Origin of the sequence: Chryseobacterium sp. CH25 (genome assembly GCF_004119455.1) — a bacterium.
Lineage (GTDB): Bacteria > Bacteroidota > Bacteroidia > Flavobacteriales > Weeksellaceae > Chryseobacterium.
This window is the reverse complement of the sequence record NZ_NRQT01000015.1, coordinates 55,052-75,999: the sequence shown is the minus strand read 5'-3', so window position 1 is coordinate 75,999 and position 20,948 is coordinate 55,052. Positions and strand designations below refer to the sequence as shown.

12 protein-coding genes and 1 pseudogene are annotated in these 20,948 nt (G+C 36.5%); 10 read left to right on the top strand and 3 right to left on the bottom strand.

What is annotated here, in order from left to right:
* Window positions 1-121: 121 nt before the first annotated feature.
* Together BOQ64_RS22500 and ligA are read right to left on the bottom strand one after the other, a co-directional pair.
* Window positions 122-2,830: a T9SS type A sorting domain-containing protein gene (locus tag BOQ64_RS22500; protein WP_129059405.1), complete on the bottom strand. Its 2,709-nt coding sequence runs from the start codon at window positions 2,828-2,830 to the stop codon at window positions 122-124.
* 109 nt (window positions 2,831-2,939) lie between these two features.
* Entirely contained in the window at window positions 2,940-4,943 is a 2,004-nt protein-coding gene (ligA, locus tag BOQ64_RS22495) for an NAD-dependent DNA ligase LigA (protein WP_129059404.1), read from the bottom strand.
* A 240-nt stretch (window positions 4,944-5,183) separates the two neighbouring features.
* Between ligA and BOQ64_RS22490 the strand changes: the two genes are divergently transcribed.
* From BOQ64_RS22490 to BOQ64_RS22450, 10 genes are all read left to right on the top strand, one after another.
* Window positions 5,184-8,279: a TonB-dependent receptor gene (locus tag BOQ64_RS22490; RefSeq protein WP_129059403.1), complete on the top strand. Its 3,096-nt coding sequence runs from the start codon at window positions 5,184-5,186 to the stop codon at window positions 8,277-8,279.
* A gap of 155 nt (window positions 8,280-8,434) precedes the next feature.
* Entirely contained in the window at window positions 8,435-9,181 is a 747-nt protein-coding gene (locus BOQ64_RS22485; RefSeq protein ID WP_129059402.1) for a glycerophosphodiester phosphodiesterase family protein, read from the top strand.
* Between the two features lie 585 nt (window positions 9,182-9,766).
* Complete coding sequence (locus BOQ64_RS24640; protein WP_262708790.1) at window positions 9,767-10,258, top strand: TonB-dependent receptor plug domain-containing protein; 492 nt, start codon at window positions 9,767-9,769, stop codon at window positions 10,256-10,258.
* The gene (locus BOQ64_RS22480; protein WP_317127622.1) at window positions 10,195-12,741 is read left to right on the top strand and encodes a SusC/RagA family TonB-linked outer membrane protein; all 2,547 of its coding nucleotides are present in this window, start codon (window positions 10,195-10,197) and stop codon (window positions 12,739-12,741) included. Before BOQ64_RS24640 ends, BOQ64_RS22480 begins: the two co-directional genes overlap by 64 nt.
* Window positions 12,742-12,752: 11 nt before the next feature.
* Window positions 12,753-14,207, top strand: coding sequence for a SusD/RagB family nutrient-binding outer membrane lipoprotein (locus BOQ64_RS22475; protein WP_129059401.1), 1,455 nt, complete (start codon window positions 12,753-12,755; stop codon window positions 14,205-14,207).
* A 48-nt stretch (window positions 14,208-14,255) separates the two neighbouring features.
* Window positions 14,256-15,821, top strand: a complete 1,566-nt coding sequence (locus BOQ64_RS22470) for a calcineurin-like phosphoesterase C-terminal domain-containing protein (protein WP_129059419.1) — start codon at window positions 14,256-14,258, stop codon at window positions 15,819-15,821.
* Window positions 15,822-16,177: 356 nt separating this feature from the next.
* The gene (locus BOQ64_RS22465) at window positions 16,178-16,891 is read left to right on the top strand and encodes a 3-ketoacyl-ACP reductase (protein WP_129059400.1); all 714 of its coding nucleotides are present in this window, start codon (window positions 16,178-16,180) and stop codon (window positions 16,889-16,891) included.
* A gap of 315 nt (window positions 16,892-17,206) precedes the next feature.
* Complete coding sequence (gene prmA, locus BOQ64_RS22460) at window positions 17,207-18,034, top strand: 50S ribosomal protein L11 methyltransferase (protein ID WP_129059399.1); 828 nt, start codon at window positions 17,207-17,209, stop codon at window positions 18,032-18,034.
* An 18-nt stretch (window positions 18,035-18,052) separates the two neighbouring features.
* Complete coding sequence (locus BOQ64_RS22455; RefSeq protein WP_129059398.1) at window positions 18,053-18,898, top strand: SH3 domain-containing protein; 846 nt, start codon at window positions 18,053-18,055, stop codon at window positions 18,896-18,898.
* 115 nt (window positions 18,899-19,013) lie between these two features.
* A complete protein-coding gene (locus BOQ64_RS22450) occupies window positions 19,014-19,646 on the top strand; it encodes an MgtC/SapB family protein (RefSeq protein WP_129059397.1) in 633 nt (210 codons plus the stop codon).
* Window positions 19,647-20,067: 421 nt separating this feature from the next.
* Here BOQ64_RS22450 and BOQ64_RS22445 read toward each other — a convergent pair.
* Window positions 20,068-20,891 (bottom strand): annotated as a pseudogene (locus BOQ64_RS22445) (5'-nucleotidase, lipoprotein e(P4) family).
* Between the last annotated feature and the right edge of the window lie 57 nt (window positions 20,892-20,948).

Genomic DNA, 20,948 nt, shown 5'->3' with positions numbered 1-20,948 from the left:
GATAATTTTTTTTAACCATATTTTTCTGTTTGATTGTAAGATGTTTACACTTGTTTTGAAAACATAAAAGCTGCGAAAATTCCGCAGCTTTTTACTTTTATTTTATAGTTGTTTGATGAACTTAATCCTTAATGAATTTCTGTACAGAAACCTTATCTTTTAAGAACAGTTTAATAAGATAATTTCCTTTAGGCAGATCCGAAACTTGTACTGTGTTTCCTTTTACACCAATAGAATTAATTACTCTTCCGGTTGTGTCATAAATTACAGCCTTATTTACTTCAATTGCTGAATGAATGTACAATATATCTTTTACGGGATTAGGGTAAATACTCATTCCATTTTTATCATTTTTGACTTCCGAAGTAGCCAGTGTACCTAAAACAGATGTTGTATAGGTATTGGTAATGATAGGAAAATTATAATCGAAGTATATTTTGGCAGTATTACTGAAAGTGTCTCCAGTACCCAAAGTAGACTTTGTCTTTATTTTAAAGGCAACATATCCATCATTATTGGCATCATCAAAAGGCAGCTGAATGTTTTCAAAGATAAATTCTACAATATTGGGATTGGTTACTCTTGTAACATAGCTGTGGCTTCCGTTTAACGCAACCAAAGAAGAAATATCAAATTTTGAAGTGTCAATTTCATCTTTTACTACAATATTTCTGGCATTGGCTGTTCCCGTATTTTCAAATCGGATCAGGTAATGAACATAGTCTCCAACTTGGGCTTTTGCAATAGAAGTTCCTTCAAGACAGGTTTTATCATTAGGGTCAAAAGAATTAACAACAGTTTGGTTTAGGCTGAAATTGTTGTCAGTTGGGGTTTCATCGTTTGCTCCGTTAATTTGTGCTGTATAATGCAGTACATCACCACCGTTTACTGGCGGAATTTGCATTGGAGTATTTAATTTTACAGTAACTGTGATTTCTTTTGTTTCAAAAGGAAGAAGATTCGTGAAATTCCAGTTCAGTGTTCCGGAAGATTGAGAGGATGGGGAAAGGGTAGCGCTCATATAATCGATAACATTCTCATTGTAATTAAATTTCAGAGTACCTGATTGTATCGTATTCCCTTTGTTTTTGTAAATGATATTATATTTTGATTCAAAGCCTGGTGAAGCGTCTGTAATTGGTACAATTACTGTTTCTAAATCATTATGAACACCATTCGGAGTTATACAGAAATTTTGAATTAATGGACTTGCCTGTTGAGGAAAAGTGGCAGTAATGCTTGAAGGGGAAATACTAAAGTACGCAGGATTTTCAAGAACCGGAGTCACTGTATGGCTGCCTGGCTGTACTGAAATAGAAAAATCTCCGGATGTATTGGCAATTGCAGTTCCTGTAACTCCATTTCCTGTTATGCTGAACTTTTGGAAAGCTTTGTTGGCATCATTGGGATCACAGCCATTATTATTGGCATCTACCTTTGTATTTCCCTGAATTTTATAAAATGTACCTCCTGGCGTAAAAGAACAGTATGAATTGATTTCTGTCTTACCACTATTGATAGAAATATTTTCAGCATCGAAATAACTAATTTCATTTTCATCACAACAAATATAAACAAGGCTTGGATTAGGAAATAAGTCAGTAAGAATAGAAGTCTGAGAGGTTCCGTTCTTTAAAGATATTTTTTTCAGTTTGTGATTATAACTACAAGCTACATCCACCAATGCTTTATTCTGGGAAAAATCAAGTTCTGTAAATAAATTTTCAATACATTGTAATGAAGTAAGATTGGTCAGCATGCTCACATCCAGACTTAGTAGATTATTAGAGCTGCACCATAACGTTTCGATATTGGTAGCTGTAGACAAATTAAGGGTAGAAAGCTTATTGGAGCTGGCATACAGAGTGATAAGTTTAGGAGCGTTATTGATGGTAAGATTAGTCAGTTGGTTATTATAACATTGGAAATACTGCAGATTATAGACATTATTTAACACTACAGAAGTAAGGTTATTATTCGAAATGTCCATAAGGCTGAGCGAAGGAAGATTACTAAGACTGAGGCTTGTGAGAAGATTGTTTTCCATTCTTACCGAAGAAAGAGCAGTGCAGCCATCAAGAGTTGCTGTCTGAAATTTATTATTGGTACATTCCAGTGTTTTAAGGCCCGTAAGGTTGCTCAGATCAAGGTGAGTCAAACCTGTGTATTTCATAGTTAAGTTCTCAAGTTTTAAGGACCCACTCAAATTGAACTGTGAGAGCGTTGGAGCATTACTTATTGAAAGTTCCTCCAAAAAAGGCATATTTCCCCCGTTAACTGATTGAAGATTGGAAAAACTTACCGATACTTTTTTAACAGCTGGAGTTCCTTGTAGATCTAAATGCTGCAACTTCGTACCCCCGGTAGTTAAATTAACTATAGAATTATTGTTAAGGGCCTGTGTTATAAGGTTATTGCCTGTGACATCAATAGATTGAAGAAGTGGACAATTAGTAACATCTATGGAACTTATGTAATTCTGAGATATGTTCAGAGAGTTAAGTACTGGAAAACTTGAATTAAAAGAAAGTAAATTATTACTCATCAGGTTTAATTCTTTCAGATTTGAAAATACTTCAAGTCCATTTAAATTAGAGATTGCAGAACTATTAATGTCCAGTTTAGAAACAGCAAGAGCTTCAGTAATCTGAATTTCACCATCATTATTGGCATCTATTTTAATACTGCTTCCGGCGGAATTAACTGCAATATTGTTGGTAGCCGTTGAAGATAAAAGTTTGTTTTTTAAATTAACATCAGGAATAGTAACAATCTGTGCCTGTACAACAGAAAGCATAGTCATGAGAAGGATTAAGTAAATTTTTTTCATGGTTTAGTTTTAGTTAGTAGTTTTTTATTCTTTTTATTGAATAGATTGTAAAAATAAACCATTAAGTGAATATCTTAATGGTTTATTTTATAATTATTTAAAAATAGTGTTATTTTTCAATCAGATCCAGAAACTGCTGTTCATCAAGAATGGTAATTGTTCCGATGTCCTGGGCTTTTTTCAGCTTACTTCCGGCTTTCTCTCCAACAACAAGGTAGTTGAGGTTTTTGGAAACTGCAGAGATATTCTTTCCACCATGCTTTTCTACCATTTCTTCAGCAGATTCTCTGGTGAAAAGTGATAGTTTTCCTGTGAAAAGGAATGTTTTTCCTTCTAAAGCATTAGATAATACTTCATTGGTGCTTTCTCCTTTTTCAAGCTGAACTCCATAAGACTTCAGACGTTCAATCATCAGTAGGTTTTCAGTGTTTTTGAAAAACTCTTCAATGCTCACCGCTATTTTAACCCCGATATCTTCTACCTGGCAAAGCTCTTCCACAGAAGCATTCTTTAATTCCTCAATTGTAGGGAAGTTTTTTACCAGTTTTTTGGCAACCGTTTCTCCTACATGCTTGATACCAATTCCGTACAATACCTTTTCAAATGGAATTTCCTTAGATTTTTCAATTCCTGTAATGATATTCTGTGCAGATTTCTCAGCCATTCTTTCCAGAGGAAGAAGCTGTTCTTTGGTTAAAGCATAGAAGTCAGCAGGATTTTCAATCAATTTTTCTCTGTAAAGCTGTTCGATGGTCTCACCACCCAGATTTTCAATATTCAATGCCTTTCTTGAGACATAGTGAATCATTCTTCCCACTACCTGCGGCGGGCAGTGAAGTTCATTAGGACAGAAGTGAATCGCTTGGTCTTCAATCTTTACCAGCTCAGTTCCACATTCCGGGCAATCCTTGATATATTCTATTTCTCTGCTTTCATCAGTTCTTTTATCTGTATTTACCCCAACAATCTTAGGAATGATTTCACCCCCTTTTTCTACATACACAAAATCATTTTCATGAAGATCAAGTTTTTTGATGATGTCTTCATTATGCAGGGAAGCTCTTTTTACAATCGTTCCGGCCAATAAAACAGGTTTTAAGTTGGCGACAGGAGTTATTGCTCCGGTTCTTCCCACTTGATAAGACACACTTTGAAGCTCAGTTTCTACCTTTTCTGCTTTAAACTTATAAGCCATTGCCCAACGCGGAGACTTAGCCGTATATCCAAGCTGTCTCTGCTGTTGTAAAGAATTAACTTTTAATACAATTCCATCAATTTCGAAAGGCAGATTGTGACGTTCCGTATCCCAAAACGTAATAAATTCCTTTACCTCATCTAATGTTTTGCAAAGTTTAGCCTGTTGAGAAGTCTTGAAGCCCCAGCCCTGTGATTTCTGAAGCAGTTCCCAATGAGTTTCCGCAGGAATTTCATCAGAAATGAACTGATATAATACAGAAGATAATCCACGTTTTCTTACCTCAGCACTGTCCTGCATTTTCAAACTTCCACTTGCCGTATTTCTAGGGTTCATGAATGGATCCAGGCCTTCCTCTTCACGAAGTTTATTGATCTTATCGAAATTCTTTCTCGTTAAATAAATCTCACCACGCATAAAGAACTGCGATGGGAAATCACCTTTTAACGTCAACGGAATATCAGAAATAGTACGCACATTCGGGGTAATTTCATCTCCTTGGAAACCATCACCACGGGTTACAGCCTGTGTAAGCTTTCCGTTTTCATAAAGAATAGAAATAGAAGCTCCGTCATACTTCAGTTCGGCTACAAATTCTACAGGTTCATCAATCGTTTTGATAATTCTTTTCTCCCAGTCTTCCAGATCATCAAAATCATAAGAATTATCAAGAGAATACATTCTGAATTTATGCTGAATAGTAGGAAATACCTTTGTGATACCACCGCCTACACGCATGGTAGGTGAGTTCTCATCATAAAACTCTGGGTGTTTGGCTTCCAGGTCCTGAAGCTCCTCTAATAACATATCAAATTCATAATCTGAAACGGTTGGAGTATCCAGAAGGTAATAGTTTTCGTTATGCTGGTGCAGCTCTTTGCGGAGCTGTTCTATTTTTTGTTGAATGTTTTCAGACATCGGGTTTATATCTTTTGAGCAAAAATAGCTAAAGTAATTCCATTTAAAAAATAAGAGAATTAAATATTACAGGAAAATTAACAATCTGTAATATGGTTCAACGGGCTGGTTCTGTAAGAAATAAAACAAGTGTTTAAAGTAATTTAACATATCGTTTCCATTTAATTAAAAAAATGTTAAAACTCCCTTAAACAGAAGGCTCTTAAAGTAAAAATACCTTTGCACATCTAATTTGAAGACATGAGAAAAGTAAAGATTGTACTGGGGTTATTGTTTTTAGGGTTTGGAACCATAGTGTATGCACAGACTACACAGGCTTCCATCGTAGGAAAGGTAACCGGGCCGGGAAGTACGGCTCAGGAAAAAGTGAAAGTAACCATCATAAATGAGTCTACAGGATTCAGAACGGAAACGGAAACGAACTCAAAAGGAGAGTATATCTTTAAAGAAATTCCTTTGGGAGGACCTTATACGGTAATTGTAAACGATGACAAAAGAGAAGGCTACAATGTAAACTTTGGAGACCAGGTAACAGTTAACATGGATCTTGGTGGAGAAAAACATATTGAAGAAGTAAAGATTACCGGAAACCTGAAAAACAAAATCGGTAACCTGGGAGCTGCTACAGCCATTTCTGCAAAGAATATCGGTATCCTTCCTGTAAACGGGCGAAACTTTACCAATCTTACGGAACTTTCACCTTTAAGCGGAAAAGGCGGAAACCTTTCCGGACAGCTGGGATCTTCTACCAACTTTACGATTGATGGAATGACAGCCAAAAACCCAACTTCTGCAGGATCAACCACCAGCCGAAGCGGTGCACCTTTCTCTATCTCAATTGAAGCCGTACGTGAATTTAAAATTACCACCAACCAATATGACGTTACGTTAGGAAGAAGTGGTGGTGGAACAGTAAGTGCCGTTACCAAATCCGGTACCAATAAATTTTCCGGAAGTGCATGGGAATATTTAAGAGCCAACTGGCTTTCCAGTCCTTATGACATTAGAGGAAATAAAAGACAGAATGACTTCTCTACTTCTCAGTTCGGTTTCTCTTTAGGTGGGCCGATTATCAAAAATAAACTTCATTTCTTTGTAGCATGGGATCACCAGCTGGATTCAAGACCTTTGATTATTGCTGATATCAGGTCCAAAGAAGATGAAAAGAGATTCAATACCACCACAGAAACGCTTAACAAGTTCTTAGATATCGCAAGATCTAAATATGGAGTTGGAAACACTCCACAGTTCGGAAGTTTTGATAAAGTGAGAAACTCTGATGCTGCATTTCTACGTTTAGACTGGCAGATCAATGAAAAGCATTTGTTGACATTAAGAAATAATTTGACTTATGATCTTAACAAAAACGGGTTAGGGGATAATACCAGTATCAATTTCTTTGAATCATATGGAAATGATAAAAACTTTGACAACAGTTTATTATTGACCTTAAGATCAAACCTGAAGTCTAATTTAACCAATGAGTTGAAAGCTCAGTATCTGTATACCTTCCAGGATAGCTACCAGAATGATGAATTGGGAAGACCTGTACCAAGAGCTATAGTTGAAGGAGTAGCATCAAGTGCCGGATCTACGAATATCCAGATCGGTGGACACCGTTTTGCTCAGGAAAGCTTCAGAAATAATGTATTCCAAATTGTAGATAACTTATACTACAATACAGATAAGGTAAAATATACTTTCGGTGCTGACTTAATGTATACCACTTCAAAATCAGTTTATGGAAGTGAGGTCAACGGAAGATTCCATTTCAAGGATGATCCGGATAAAAAGATAACCAGTCTTGAGAATTTCGATAATCTTAAACCTTACAGGTTTTACAGAGAAGTACCTTTAATGGATGATCCGTCAGTAAGATCTAATATCTGGAATATCGGTGTTTACGGACAGTTCCAGACCAAAATTGCCAAAGGATTAGATTTGATGGCTGGTCTGAGATTAGATTATGGAGGCTATCCAAAAGCAGAGCTTAACCAGAAATTACTTGATGAAATGGGAATCAGAACGGATAATAAGATCAAATCTTTTGTGATTCAGCCAAGATTCCAGTTTGAATGGAATATCAATGAAGAGAATAAAGACTTCCTGAAGTTTGGAGCAGGGATATTCTCTTCAGATATCAACAATTATATGATTATCAATAATTTGGTATTTGATGGGAAACATTTGGCTACAGTAGATGTAGATCCTGCTACTGTAGGGCTTACACCGGATTTTAACAGTTATAGAAATAATTATGGCTCAATTCCTACGCTTGCTAAAGATCAGGTTCCAACCATTAACTATACGGGGAAAGATGCTAAAATTCCAATTGTTTACAAAGCGAATATCTCGTATACCCACTTCTTTAATGACAGATTCAGAGCAGGATTGGCAGCTTATATGGCCTTAGGTAGAAATAACTACTATTACTATGACAGAAACATGGTAGCTAACCCATTCTTTACATTGGATAATGAAGGTGGAAGAGGGGTATATGTTCCTACTTCAGCAATAAACGGTGCAAAAATCGACTGGAAAGAAGGGAGAATCAACAAGAATTTCGGAAGGGTACTTGAGTTGGTGAGTGATGGTAAAGTAAATCAGTTCTCGTTTGTGGTGGATACCAGCTACCGTTATTGGAAAGATGGAGAAATCACAGCAAGTTATACCTGGTCTGATATCAAAGATAATACCTCATATAACGGAAACGTAGCCAATTCAGCAACATTGTCTACAATGGTTCAGGGAGATCCGAGAGATTTAAGAATGACTTATTCTGACAACCAGTTCCGCAATAAAGTGGTTATTTACGGTAACTCACCTACGATTGCAGGATTTACATTAGGAATCAGATATTCAGGAATTGGAGGAACACGTTTCTCTATGACAGCAGGTGGAAATATCAACGGAGATTTTGTGGACAGCAATGACCTTGCCTATATCTTCCCGAATGTTGCTCAGTCTATTATTGATGATCCAAATGTAGGACAGGCATTGAAAGATTATGTGAAGGAATACAACGGTAAGATTGCAGAGCGTAACGGTGGTAAGAACGGATTCTACGGAGTTTGGGATTTACGTATTGCTAAGAAAATAAAATTTGATAAAGTAGGAGCATTTGAACTTTCTGTAGATATTTTCAACGTAGCCAATCTGCTTAATAGAGAATGGGGCGTAAATGAATCATATGGAAATACCTCAATGTACAGAATCAAAAAATTCGATCCTGTAACCAAGCAGTTTGAATATACGAAAAATGTAAGTGGTAACGGTTTAGCACCTCTTTCAGGAAATCCATACCAGATTCAGATTGGAGCGAAGTATAGTTTTTAATCAATTGTAACAGTTAGTAACCACAAAAGACAGGCTTCTTAATTTAAGTACTCATTAAGACCTTTCTTTTGTGGTTTTATATTTCACATTAAGTCCTGTAATAATTACCTTTATCAAAAATTTCAGGACTTAGTATTAATTATCTAAATTATATTATGAAAAATTTTATCTTAGGGTTAGCAGTTTTAAGTACAGTTTTAATGAAAGCACAAACCCAGATTATTGCCCATAGAGGATACTTCCAGGCTCAGCCGCCTACTACGGAGAATTCCATTGCATCATTAGAAAATGCTCAGAAATTAAAAGTTTACGGTTCCGAATTTGACGTGAGAATGACAAAAGACGGAGTATTGGTCATTAATCACGATGAGCACCACGGTAAAATGGAAATCTCTGAAACCTCATTCAAAGAATTGGAAGCTTTGAAATTATCAAACGGAGAAAAATTTCCCACTCTAAAAGATTATTTAAAGCAAGGAAAAAAAGATACTTCTGTAAAGCTGATCGTTGAGATTAAGCCTGCTAAAACTCCTGAAATTGAAAACGAGATCACTCAGAAGACGATCAAAATGATTAAGGATATGAAACTGGAATCTCAAAGTGAATTTATTTCTTTCAGCCTGAATATCTGTAAAGAGATCAAAAAACTGGCTCCGTCATTTAAAGTTCAATACCTGAACGGAGAATTATCACCGGAACAGATCAAAAAAGAAGGGTTGGACGGGATGGATTATCATTACAGTGTTTTCCAGAAAAATCCAACCTGGATTACTGAAGCAAAAGCTTTAGGGCTTATCACTAATTCATGGACGGTAAATGACGTTGCGGTATATGATGAATTAAAAAAACAGGGAATAGGTTTTGTAACCACAAACATTCCTGAGCAGCTGAAAAATAAATAACGGTAAGCAAACAACAACCAATAATTTTCCAAAGTCTGTCCCTTAGGGGCGGGCTTTTGTTTTATAAGATTCTGAAACCGGATCAATATAATTCGTGCATTCGTGGCAAAACAATAATAAGTGTATTTTGTAAACGCAGAGAGCGCAAAGATATCTTTTTTGATTACGCTCATTTCCGTTCGCAAAGGTACTTCGTTCAGCTAAGGGTAATTACTCAATCATTGCTATGTGTAACGCCTTTGTGTTCTTAAAAATCATCCGGATCTAGCGAGCGTTGCGTTAAAAACCTAATGACTAAAAGGAGTTTCCAGTCGATTATTCTTAAACTTAGCTCAGCTAGCTTAGATCCTTTTTCTTTAGATTTTGTATTATTATCTCAGAGCAAGACAATAAAGATACACAAATAAGCAGAACCAGAAAATAGTGTTAAAAAATCTTAATTTTACAAATATCTGTTAATCAGTTATTTGTTTAATATTATTAAGAAATACTTAATATAGTATTCAATGAACATTTAATAAACGTTAAAGTATTGTTAAGATCATCCTCATAATGTCGGTTTAATTTTGCGCAAACAAAAAGGATATGCGTAAAGAGACACAAAAGTTGTTGGTTTTGTCGCTGTTAGGATTATTCAGCGCCAGTCTGACGGCTCAGCAGAAAGCTAAGAAAGACACTATTAAAGGACTTGACGAAGTAGTGGTGACTGCTTTAGGAATCAAAAGGCACGATAAGTCTTTAGGGTACTCTACCCAGACTGTTACCTCTGAAGAAATTCTGAAAACCCAGAATAATAACTGGGCACAGGCTTTAGAAGGTAAAGTGGCCGGATTAAAGATTCAGACTGCCGGAGCAGGACCTTTGGGTACAAGCCGTATTACCCTTCGTGGAGACATCTCAATGAGTATGGGGAATAACGATGCTTTGATTGTTGTGGATGGTGTTCCTTTGAGTGGAAAAAAACAGGAACCGGAACTTCAGCGTATGGAGCAGGTTCAGGAGGTGATTTACCTATTGACTATGGAGACAGCTTTAACAGCATCAACCCTGATGATATTGAATCCATCTCTATTCTGAAAGGGCCAACAGCATCCGCATTATATGGTTCAAGAGGTTCAAGAGGAGCCATTATGATTACCACCAAATCTGGAAAAAGCAGGAAAGGAAAAGTTCAGATTGCTTTTAATTCCTATTCAAGCTATGATTCTGTCCTGAAATGGCCGGATTATCAATATGAATATGGGCAGGGAACTCAGCAGAGAGATAAAAACGGGAACTATTACTATTCTTATGGAGCATCTGCTGACGGAATAAACACTGGTTCCACAAGTAGTGCTTTCGGACCGAAATTTGCCGGGCAATATTACTTCCAGTACGATCCCAATATAGAAGGACAGAGCCTGGAAAGACAGCTGTGGAGACCTTATAAAAATAATATCAAAGACTTCTGGCAGGTAGGATCCAATTATTCCAATAGCTTATCTGTAGAGCATTCCAATGAAACTACCGCTTTCAGAACATCACTTTCCTATCTGAAAAATGAATGGATGATGCCTAATACAGGCTTAGACAGATTCAATGCAGCTTTATCTTTAGATCATAAACTGAGCAGCAGGCTGAAGATAGGGACTAAGGTGAATTTTAGCCAGACCAAAAGTGATAACCTTCCTGCAACCGGTTATAACAACCAATCGATCTCTTATTTCATGATCTTTCAGAATCCCAACGTAGATCTTGCGTGGTACAGACCTATCTGGAAGAAAGGGCAGGAACAGGTAGATCAGGTTCACCCTTTCAGCTCTTATATTGACAATCCTTACCTGATTGCCTATGAAAACCTAAATGGAACCAATAAAAAGACAATTACCGGAAATATCAATATCAGTTATCAGATAGCCAAAAACTTTGACGTAGCCTATAAAACCGGTTTGGAATGGAATAATGAATTCCGTACTCAAAGAAGACCATGGAGCTCTGCCAACTACACAAAAGGATATTACAGAGAACAGTATATCCGATACATGGATTTGAATAATGATGTTTTATTCACCTATAAAAACAAATTCGGAAACTTTGGAGTAACAGCTTCAGCCGGAGGAAACATCAGATATCACGAATATACCATGAATGATTACAGAGGAAACGGGCTTAATAAAGCCGGGCTTTACCAGCTCTCCAATGCCATGCAGGTAGAATATAAATTACCCAAACCTAATGATAATCAGGTAAACAGTGTATATGCATTGGCTAACTTCAGTTATAAAGACATGATCTTCCTGGATGTAACAGCAAGAAATGACTGGAGCAGTACGCTTCCAGCCCATAACAGATCTTATTTTTATCCATCTGTATCATCATCCTTCATATTATCAGATATCTTTAAATTAAAATCAGACAATTTAAACTTCTGGAAACTGAGATTATCATGGTCTAAAGTAGGGAACGATACCTACAACTACATGCTTGATAAATATTATGAAAACAGTGGTTTTGTAGGGTCAGTAGAATCTCCGTTACTCTATCCGAATCCGAACCTAAAACCGGAAATGATTACCAATATTGAAGGGGGAATGGATTTTACCTTTTTCAAAAACAGATTGACATTCAATTTTACAGCATATCAGAACAATTCCAAAGATCAGTCGATTATTATTCCAATGCTGCTTGAAACAGGGTATAATAAGAGAATTATCAATGCAGGTGAGCTGAGAAACAGAGGAATTGAAATGACCTTAAATGCTTATCCGATCAAGAATAAAAACTTCTCATGGAGCGTGAACGCTAACTGGTCAATGAACCGAAACAAAATCCTTTCCCTTCCGGAAGAGTATAACGGAAAACCTTATACAATGGGAAGTGTAGGTGGCGTAGTATTTTATAATGCTGTAGTGGGAGGTTCTCTTGGAGATATGTATGGTGCAGGATTGCTGTATTCTCCGGATGGACAAGTGATTTATGATGCGAAGGACGGCTTAACAGCGAAGCCAACAGAAGTGAATAAAATTGGAAATGCTTATCCAAAATGGAGAGCAGGTCTTCAGAATGAATTCAGATATAAAAATATTACAGTGAGTTTCTCATTCGACGGTCAGTACAAAGGAATTGCTTACTCTCACTCCCATCACAAAATGTCTGAACAGGGTAAACTTACACATACTCTTGCGGGAAGAGAAAACCCCGGAGGTTTAATCGTTGGTCAGGGAGTCGTTCAGAATCCGGATGGAACCTTTTCTCCCAATACAAAAGGAATTCCGGTGTCTACCTATTATGGAGATTACTATAGAAGAGCAAACGTGGAGACCAACTCATTTGATACTTCGTTCCTGAAACTGAGAGATGCCAGAATCTCTTATTCATTCCCGAAATCAATTGTAGAGCCTTTAAAACTTACAGATATTACCCTTGCAGTATTTGGAAGAAACCTTTGGATGTGGACTAAATTCCCATTGTTTGATCCGGAAGCAGCTACATTGGATGATTCTACCATTACGCCAGGTGTTGAGATGGGACAGCTACCTCAGGCAAGAACAATAGGATTCCAGTTAAACGTTAAATTTTAAAATCAGAAAAAATGAAAAAGCTAATCTATATATCTTCATTCCTGGCTCTTATGAGCAGCACTGTTTCATGTGACAGAAGTCTTGATGAGATCAATAAAGATACGAGTAGAATTAATGTACCTGTTGCCAGTGCCCTGCTGGTTCCTATTCAGTACAATATGTCTGTGGTAGGGTATAACAGAGCTAACGATTTTAACTTTGATCTTATGCAGGTTTCCCTGGATTTTCCAAACGAAGGAAATTCATTGAGCCGTTACTACATAACAGAAAAAACAGGAAACGGGTTCTGGGATAACTCTTACCGATGGCTAAAGCAGGTAGATGACCTTAAAAAAGCAGCATTTTCTGAAGGAGATAAAAACTATCAGGCTATTGCAATGGTCCTGAATGCCTGGATCTACTCCAATCTTACCGATACCTATGGAGATGTACCATTTTCTGAAGCTTCACAACTGGACGACAAGATCATGTATCCGAAATTTGACAGACAAAAAGATATCTATATCAAATTATTGGATGATTTAAAAACAGCAAACTCCCTTTTTGTGAACACGAAGGCACTTACAGGGGGAGATTTATTCTTTAAAGCCGATTCAGATGCTGCCAACGGAATTCTAGGCTGGAAGAAATTCTGTAATTCTCTTTCCCTGAGATTACTGACAAGAATTCTGAATAAAGATGGAGAAGTGAATGTTAAAACAAGAATTCAGGAGATTATGAATAACCCTACAGTATATCCTGTTTTTCAAAATAACGCAGATGGCGTAAAAGTAGATATAACAGGAATTTTTCCATTGATGCCGCCTATTGCAAGACCTCAGGATTTTACAACAGGTAGAGCCGCTTCAGAATTTTTTGTAGAAACATTAAAAGCGAATAATGACCCTCGTATGGCTATGTTTTTCTCTCAGGCAAAAGACATCAAAACAAATGCTAATCTTGGATATATAGGAGCACCATCAGGATATAAATTTGGAACCGTATTCAATTACCAGCCATCCAACCTTAATCAGAATCTGGCAAAAGCCCCTTTGAAGCTATTGGTGTATCCATACGCAGAACTTCAGTTTACTTTGGCAGAGCTAGCGTTCAAAGGAGTTATTCAAGGAAGTGCAAAAACCTATTATGAAAATGGAGTAAAATCTGCCATTGAACAATGGGGAGCTGTGGTTCCGGCTAACTATTTTGATAATCCGGCAGTAGCATTCGGAACCGGAGATATGAAGAAAATTATGCTTCAGAAGTATATAGCATTATTTTTTGTAGATCAGCAGCAATGGTTTGAAAAAAGAAGAACAGGTTTCCCGGAACTTCCTAATAATGGTGGGCTTCTGAATGATGGGAAGCTTCCTCAGCGATTAATGTATCCAACCAATACAAGAGTAATGAATAAAGAAAACTATGAGGCAGCAGTTCAGCAGATGGGTGGAGATGATATCAATGTAAAAGTGTGGTGGAGTAAATAAGTATAATCAAGAAAAAATTATAAAATGAATATCAATATAAAACTTTTAATGCCATGTATGCTGGTTTCAGCAATGGCTTTTTCCCAGTCTTCTGCTTCAGGATATGTATACGAAGACAGCAACAGAAACCAAAAGAAAGAAAACCGCGAAAAAGGAATTGAAGGAGTTGCAGTATCCAATGGAGTTCAGGTGGTATTAACAGATAAAAACGGACGTTACAGCCTGCCGGTTCAGGAAGATCAGACTATTTTTGTCATTAAACCATCAGGATATCAAACTGCTGTAAACAGTAATAACCTGCCACAGTTTTACTATCACCATAAACCAAAAGGTTCTCCGGCAGATTTTAAATATAAAGGAGTAGCCCCAACAGGGGAGCTTCCCAAAGAATTGAACTTCCCGCTTTATCAGCAGAATGAAAACAAAAACTTTGATATTCTTGTTTTCGGAGATCCGCAACCTTATACAGAAAAAGAACTGGATTATTTTAAAAGAGGAATCGTAAATGAAGTGAGAAATACCAAGAAAAATGCAGTATTGGGAATTAGTTTGGGAGATTTGGTTGGAGATAATCTGAGTTTGCAGAAACCTTATGCTGACGTAATGAAAGAAGTAGGATTACCTTGGTATAATGTAATGGGGAATCATGACATGAACTACGATGCTAAAGACGATAAACTTTCAGATGAAACCTTTGAATCCAATTTCGGCCCTGCCAATTACTCATTCAACTACGGAAATGTACACTTCATTATTCTGGATGATATTCTTTATCCCGATCCAAGAGATGGAAAAGGCTATTGGGGCGGATTTCGTGAAGATCAGCTTCAGTTTATTGAAAACGATCTGAAATTGGTTGATAAAAATAAACTGATTGTAGTGTCTTTCCATATTCCTCTAGAGCATAACAATGAAGACAGTTTCAGAAATGCAGACCGTCAGAAATTGTTCGATTTCCTGAACCCTTTCCAGAATGTATTGCTTTTATCGGCACATACCCATATTCAACAGCAGATTTTCTATGGTAAAAAAGCAGGTTGGAATGGGATTAAAGAACTGCACGAATACAATGTAGGAACCACTTGTGGAGACTGGTATTCCGGAACCGCTGACGAAGCAGGACTTCCTACTTCAACTATGAGAGACGGAACAGCAAAAGGGTATTCTTTCATCAGCTTTACTGATAATCAATACAAAGTAAAATACAAAACAGCCGGAAAACCGGAAGATTATCAGATCAAACTATATGTTCCAAAAGTAATTCCGTTCCCCTCAAAAACTTCTGCAAAAGTCTTGGCTAACTTCTTTATGGGAAGCAAAAAAGATAAAGTAGAGTACAGAATAGACAATGGGAAATGGGAAGAAATGGAATATGATGAAACCATAGATCCAAACTTTGCTCTTTCCGTTTTCAAATGGGATACTACAGAGAAAATTTTGCAGGGAAGAAGGCCTTCCAACCCTGAAATGTCAAAACATATCTGGGAAGCAGATTTCCCTAAAAAATTAACCTTAGGAAAACATAAAGTTGAGGTTAGAGCTGTAGACATGTATGGAAATCAGTTCTCTGCTTCAGAAGAATTTGAAGTCCAGAATGCTATCCAGATTCCTTAAGCTTTTCATTTTTCACTATACTTTTTTTAGATTGATAAACCGGTTCATCCCGAACCGGTTTTATTTTTTGCTGAGGTTGAAAATAATGAATTACAAAAGTCACAAAAGATTATTTTTAATGTTTTAGAATATGTAAAAATTGCATAAAAGTCCATATAAATGGGATTTTACGATATTCATAAAGCCTAAGTGCTCTTTTCACCAGTCTGCATAAAAACTTATATTTTAACTAAAGTGTTTAAACTTTTGTGCCTTTTGTGGTTTAATGAAAACCATTAAAAAACTATTAAATATCCCTTCTTTCCTTCCCATAAAAATGTTCTTTCGTAACTTTGTCCTACGAAAAGAATTACACTATGAATATAAACGGAAAAAATGCCATTGTAACAGGTGGTGGAAGAGGACTGGGGAAAGCTGTAGCTTTAGCTTTAGCCAATGAAGGCGTAAACGTTGCCATTACAGGAAGAAACGAAGAAAATCTTAAAAATACAGTTGAAGAAATCCAGAAACTAGGAGTAAAATCAGCATATGCGATATTCTCTATTGATGATGAAGCAGCTGTAAAATCAGGAATTGAAACTTTAGCTGAACAATTAGGCGGAGTAGATATTTTGGTGAACAATGCAGGAATCGGAGACTTCGGAACCATTGAAGATATGCCGTCTGAAACTTGGGAGCAGGTAATCAAAACCAATTTATTTGGAGTGTACTATGCAGCTAAAGCTGTTCACCCATTTATGAAAGCTAAAGGAGAAGGAGATATTGTAAACGTTGCTTCTACCGCAGGATTAAAAGGAGGTCCAAATATGTCAGCATATGCTGCTTCAAAAGCTGCTGTAGTTTCTCTATCTCAGTCGATGATGGCAGAATGGAGAAAACAGAACATCCGTGTGATTACTTTAACACCAAGTACCATTGCTTCTGATATGAGCATCCAGGGCGGACTTACAGACGGAAATCCTGACAAAGTATTACAACCTGAAGACTTCGCAGAATGGGTAAGAGATATCCTGAAAATGAACAGAAGAGCGTTAATCGCTAATGGTTCTATTTTCTCTACGAATCCATAAGAGGATTTAGAATTCAAGGTTTAAAGTTTAAGGTTTGAGGTTGTCATAAAACAGCTATTTCAATTTTAAATTATAGGTAAAAAACAATATAAGCGGGCTTTGGCTCGCTTTGTTTATAATATTCCCATCCCAACGGCTTTAACCAAAGTCTAAAAAAATCTGCGTCATCAGCTCAATCTGCGAGAGATATAAAATTCAATAGAAATAAGCATTATTCATTCAACAAAACATAAAATCCACCCGCTTTATCCAAAACTTACCCATTCCATTTTTTTAACCGTAATAACATTAGTATTTTTGCAGCAAATTATTCACATGCAAAATTATTTAGAATTCAATTTCAAGATTTCTCCATTGCAACCTTGGAACGAGATATTAATGGCAGAGCTTATCGAAATAGGTTTTGACAGCTTTACAGAAGAAATTCACGGAATTTTAGGATATATCCAGACCGATTTATTTAACGAGGATCAGCTTAAAGCCCTTCCGATCTTTGTGAACGAAAATGTAAAAATCGAGTATTCCTTTGAAGAAATGCCGAACATCAACTGGAATGAAGAGTGGGAGAAGAACTTTTCACCAATCAATATTGATGATAAAGTATTAATCAGAGCAGAATTCCATGATTCTGTACCGGGAATGCATGAAATTATCATTCAGCCTAAAATGTCATTCGGAACAGGGCATCACCCTACAACTCACCTGATGATTCAGCAGATGATGGATATTGATTTCAATGGAAAGAAAGTGTTGGATATGGGATGCGGAACCTCTGTATTGGCAATCTATGCAAAACAGCAGGGAGCTGGAGATACAAAAGCGATTGATATTGATGAATGGTCTGTAGAGAATTCAAAAGAAAATGCAGTAAGAAACAATGTTGAATTAGACATTGAGCAGGGAACAGCAGAAAACTTAGGAAACGAAAATTTTGACATCATTTTAGCCAATATCAACAGAAACATCCTGATCTCTGATATTCCAACGTATGTATCTGTATTGAATGAAGGTGGAAAACTATTACTTTCAGGACTTTGCTTTTTCGATGTGGATGATATCCTGGAAGTATGTAAAGAAAGCGGTCTTACTCTGAAAAAACAATTACAGAGAGAAGAATGGGTAAGCTTACTGCTTGAAAAATAAAAAAACGAAATAACAAATATGAAAACTTTATGGACTGCTTTATTTTTACTGACGCTGCAACTTCTTACAGCGCAGGAGAATGAAGTGTATGCAGACGGTGTTTTTAATTTTACTGAAAACAAGAATCAGAAGATCTTTACAGATTGGACAAGAGTTAGAAAAGAACCAGGTGTTAATGCTCAGATTCTGGATTCACTGCAGAGCAATCAACAGATTACGATCCTTAAAAAAGAAGAGACCATACCGGTTTTACAGTTGGGAGAAAGAAAAGCCAACTGGTATAAAATTTCTTATCAGAAAGGAGAGATAATGACTGAAGGCTACATTTGGGGTGGAAATCTTAGTGTAGGTTACCGTAATAAAAACGGATATGATTTCCTTTTCGGGCTTTCAAAAACAGTAGATAGAAAAAATAAATCCCTGAATGAGATCGAAAAACAGAATATTGCCGGAATAAAAGTAATGGAAGGCAATACCCTGATTGAAGAAATCTACTTTGATACCGGAAGAGGAGAAGAGTTGAGTACAGCATCCTTTAATATTGAAAGCAGCCATAAACTTCAGGATGTAGAATTTACCTTAAAGGCAATGGTATCCGGAGAAGCGTGTGGGATTGCAGCATATGACCAGTACATTCTTTATAAAGATAAGAAACTCATTGCCCTTCCACAGCTGATGAATGTAGGTGATGCCGGAGCTTACTATCACAGTGAAGAATATGTCTTTCCCAATGATAAAGGAGGTATTCCTAACACTTTTATCCTGAAAGTAGAAGACATGGAAACTGACGATAAGGACCGTGAGACCAAAAAACGATCTTCCAAAACTTATCTTTGGAACGGAAGTTCTTATAAGCTTAAATAAATATTTTGTTTAAAATAAATAAAACCGTTGTCATTGCACAACGGTTTTTTGTTCAGAGTAGCTCTTTCCCAATTAAAAAAAATCAAATACATTTAACAATAGAAAAATCTGAACAATGAATTTACTGGATGATGTACTTCCGATTCTTTTCTCTGTAATTGTAGGCGGTATTATCGGAATCGAAAGAGAATATCAATTGAAATCGGCAGGACTTCGTACGATGATACTGGTGACATTGGGATCCTGTATTTTTACTATGCTTTCCATGAACCTTGGAGAATCGGGTAGTCCGGATCGTATTGCTGCTAATATTATCACGGGAATAGGTTTTGTGGGAGCTGGGGTAATCTTTAAGGAAGACAACAGGGTTTCGGGCCTTACAACAGCTGTTACCATATGGATTTGCGCTGCTTTGGGAATGACAATAGGAGCAGGGTATTATCAGGAAGCCACAATCGGTTCTATCGTTGTATTTTTATTGTTGATTATGTTCAAATATATTCAGGATGTTATTGACAGGATTAGTACCAGATATATTTATCAGATCACTCTTCCTTATGAGGATGGAGTTGTAGAGAAATATGAAAATATTTTTAAGGAAAACGGCTTAAAATCGATTCGGGGAAAACAGATGAGAAATGGAGATAAGTATACAGCGATCTGGCGGGTGCAGGGAGCTTCAAAGAACCATAATATTTGTACTAAAATTTTATTGAATGATCCAACGATAGATGAATTCAAGTTTTAAGAATAAAAGAACCCTTATATATCAGTGTAAGGGTTTTGTTTTGATTTAGATTAGTGAAAAACAAAAATAGGACTGGAACATCCAGCCCTACCCAAACATGATTAAGTGTATAGTTTAGCCATAAATGGCTACAAGGAATAAGTTGCACAAAAAGATTTTTATTGATGCTTAATCAATGTTTCCTTAAATAATAATTAAAACTAACTTTTATAACGGCTTCCCGGTAAAAGCTTCTCCTGTAAAAATACCGCGAATTGCAGTTCATCTATAGAAAAGTTAAGCTGATTCAGCAAAATAGACAGATGAAACGGAATTTTCATCCTGTCAAGCGTATCTGCTGTTCAATAATTTAAAAAATAACCCTTGCAGTTTTTACTGCAAGGGTGTATACTTTCTTTGTATATATTTACAGATACACTTTTTAAGGATTAGCTTTTACAGCATTATACATCATTGAATCTTTCTTCTGATGCGTGTAATCATATTTGTATTGATAGAATGAAGCTTCCCAGTCCCCATAGCCAACGTTAGGAATGATAATGAATTTTTCCCAAACTCATTTGCTGAGTTTTTCACCGCTGCAGAGCGTTCTGTTTCTGATTTTTTATCAAACAGATTAGAGAAATCTGCAAGATTATCACCCAAAAGCAAAACGATATTATAATTTTTAGCAATATCCAGACGCCTGTTTTCCTTACTGCTTTCTTTAGATCGAAGAATAAGGTTGGAATCATTCTGAAGAGGAAAATTGTATTTTTTTAGGTTTTTCAAAGTTCCTGCACGTTCCTGCTCCACACGGTTGGTAACGTAGAATACCTGTACACCTTTACTGGCAGCATACTGATAAAACTCCTGAGAACCGGTAAGAGGTGTTGCCATACCTTTAGCTGTCCATTCTTCCCATGTCTTTTGATCATAATCTTTTCCCATTTTTGAACGTTCAACTGCGTAATAGGAATTATCTAAAAAGGTTTCATCAATATCTGAAACAATAGCTAGAGGTTTATCAGCTTTTAAAGCTAAAGCTTCATCCAGACGAAGTTTCGCAATATTGTAAGCCTGCAGGCAAAGCGCTTCATATTCAGCCGATCTTTGTTGGTAAAATGCAGCATATATTTTGCCGTCACGTCCAAGATTCTGATAAGGTGTATCCTGAATAGAGTTTTTTGTAACCGGAGCTGCTGTTTTGCATGACAAAGTCAAAGCAAAGGTACAGCTTGCGATAATGAACTTGAAATTTTTCATTGAATTAAAATAGAGAAAACAAAATTATAACAATTTGATTGGTATGACAACTATTTC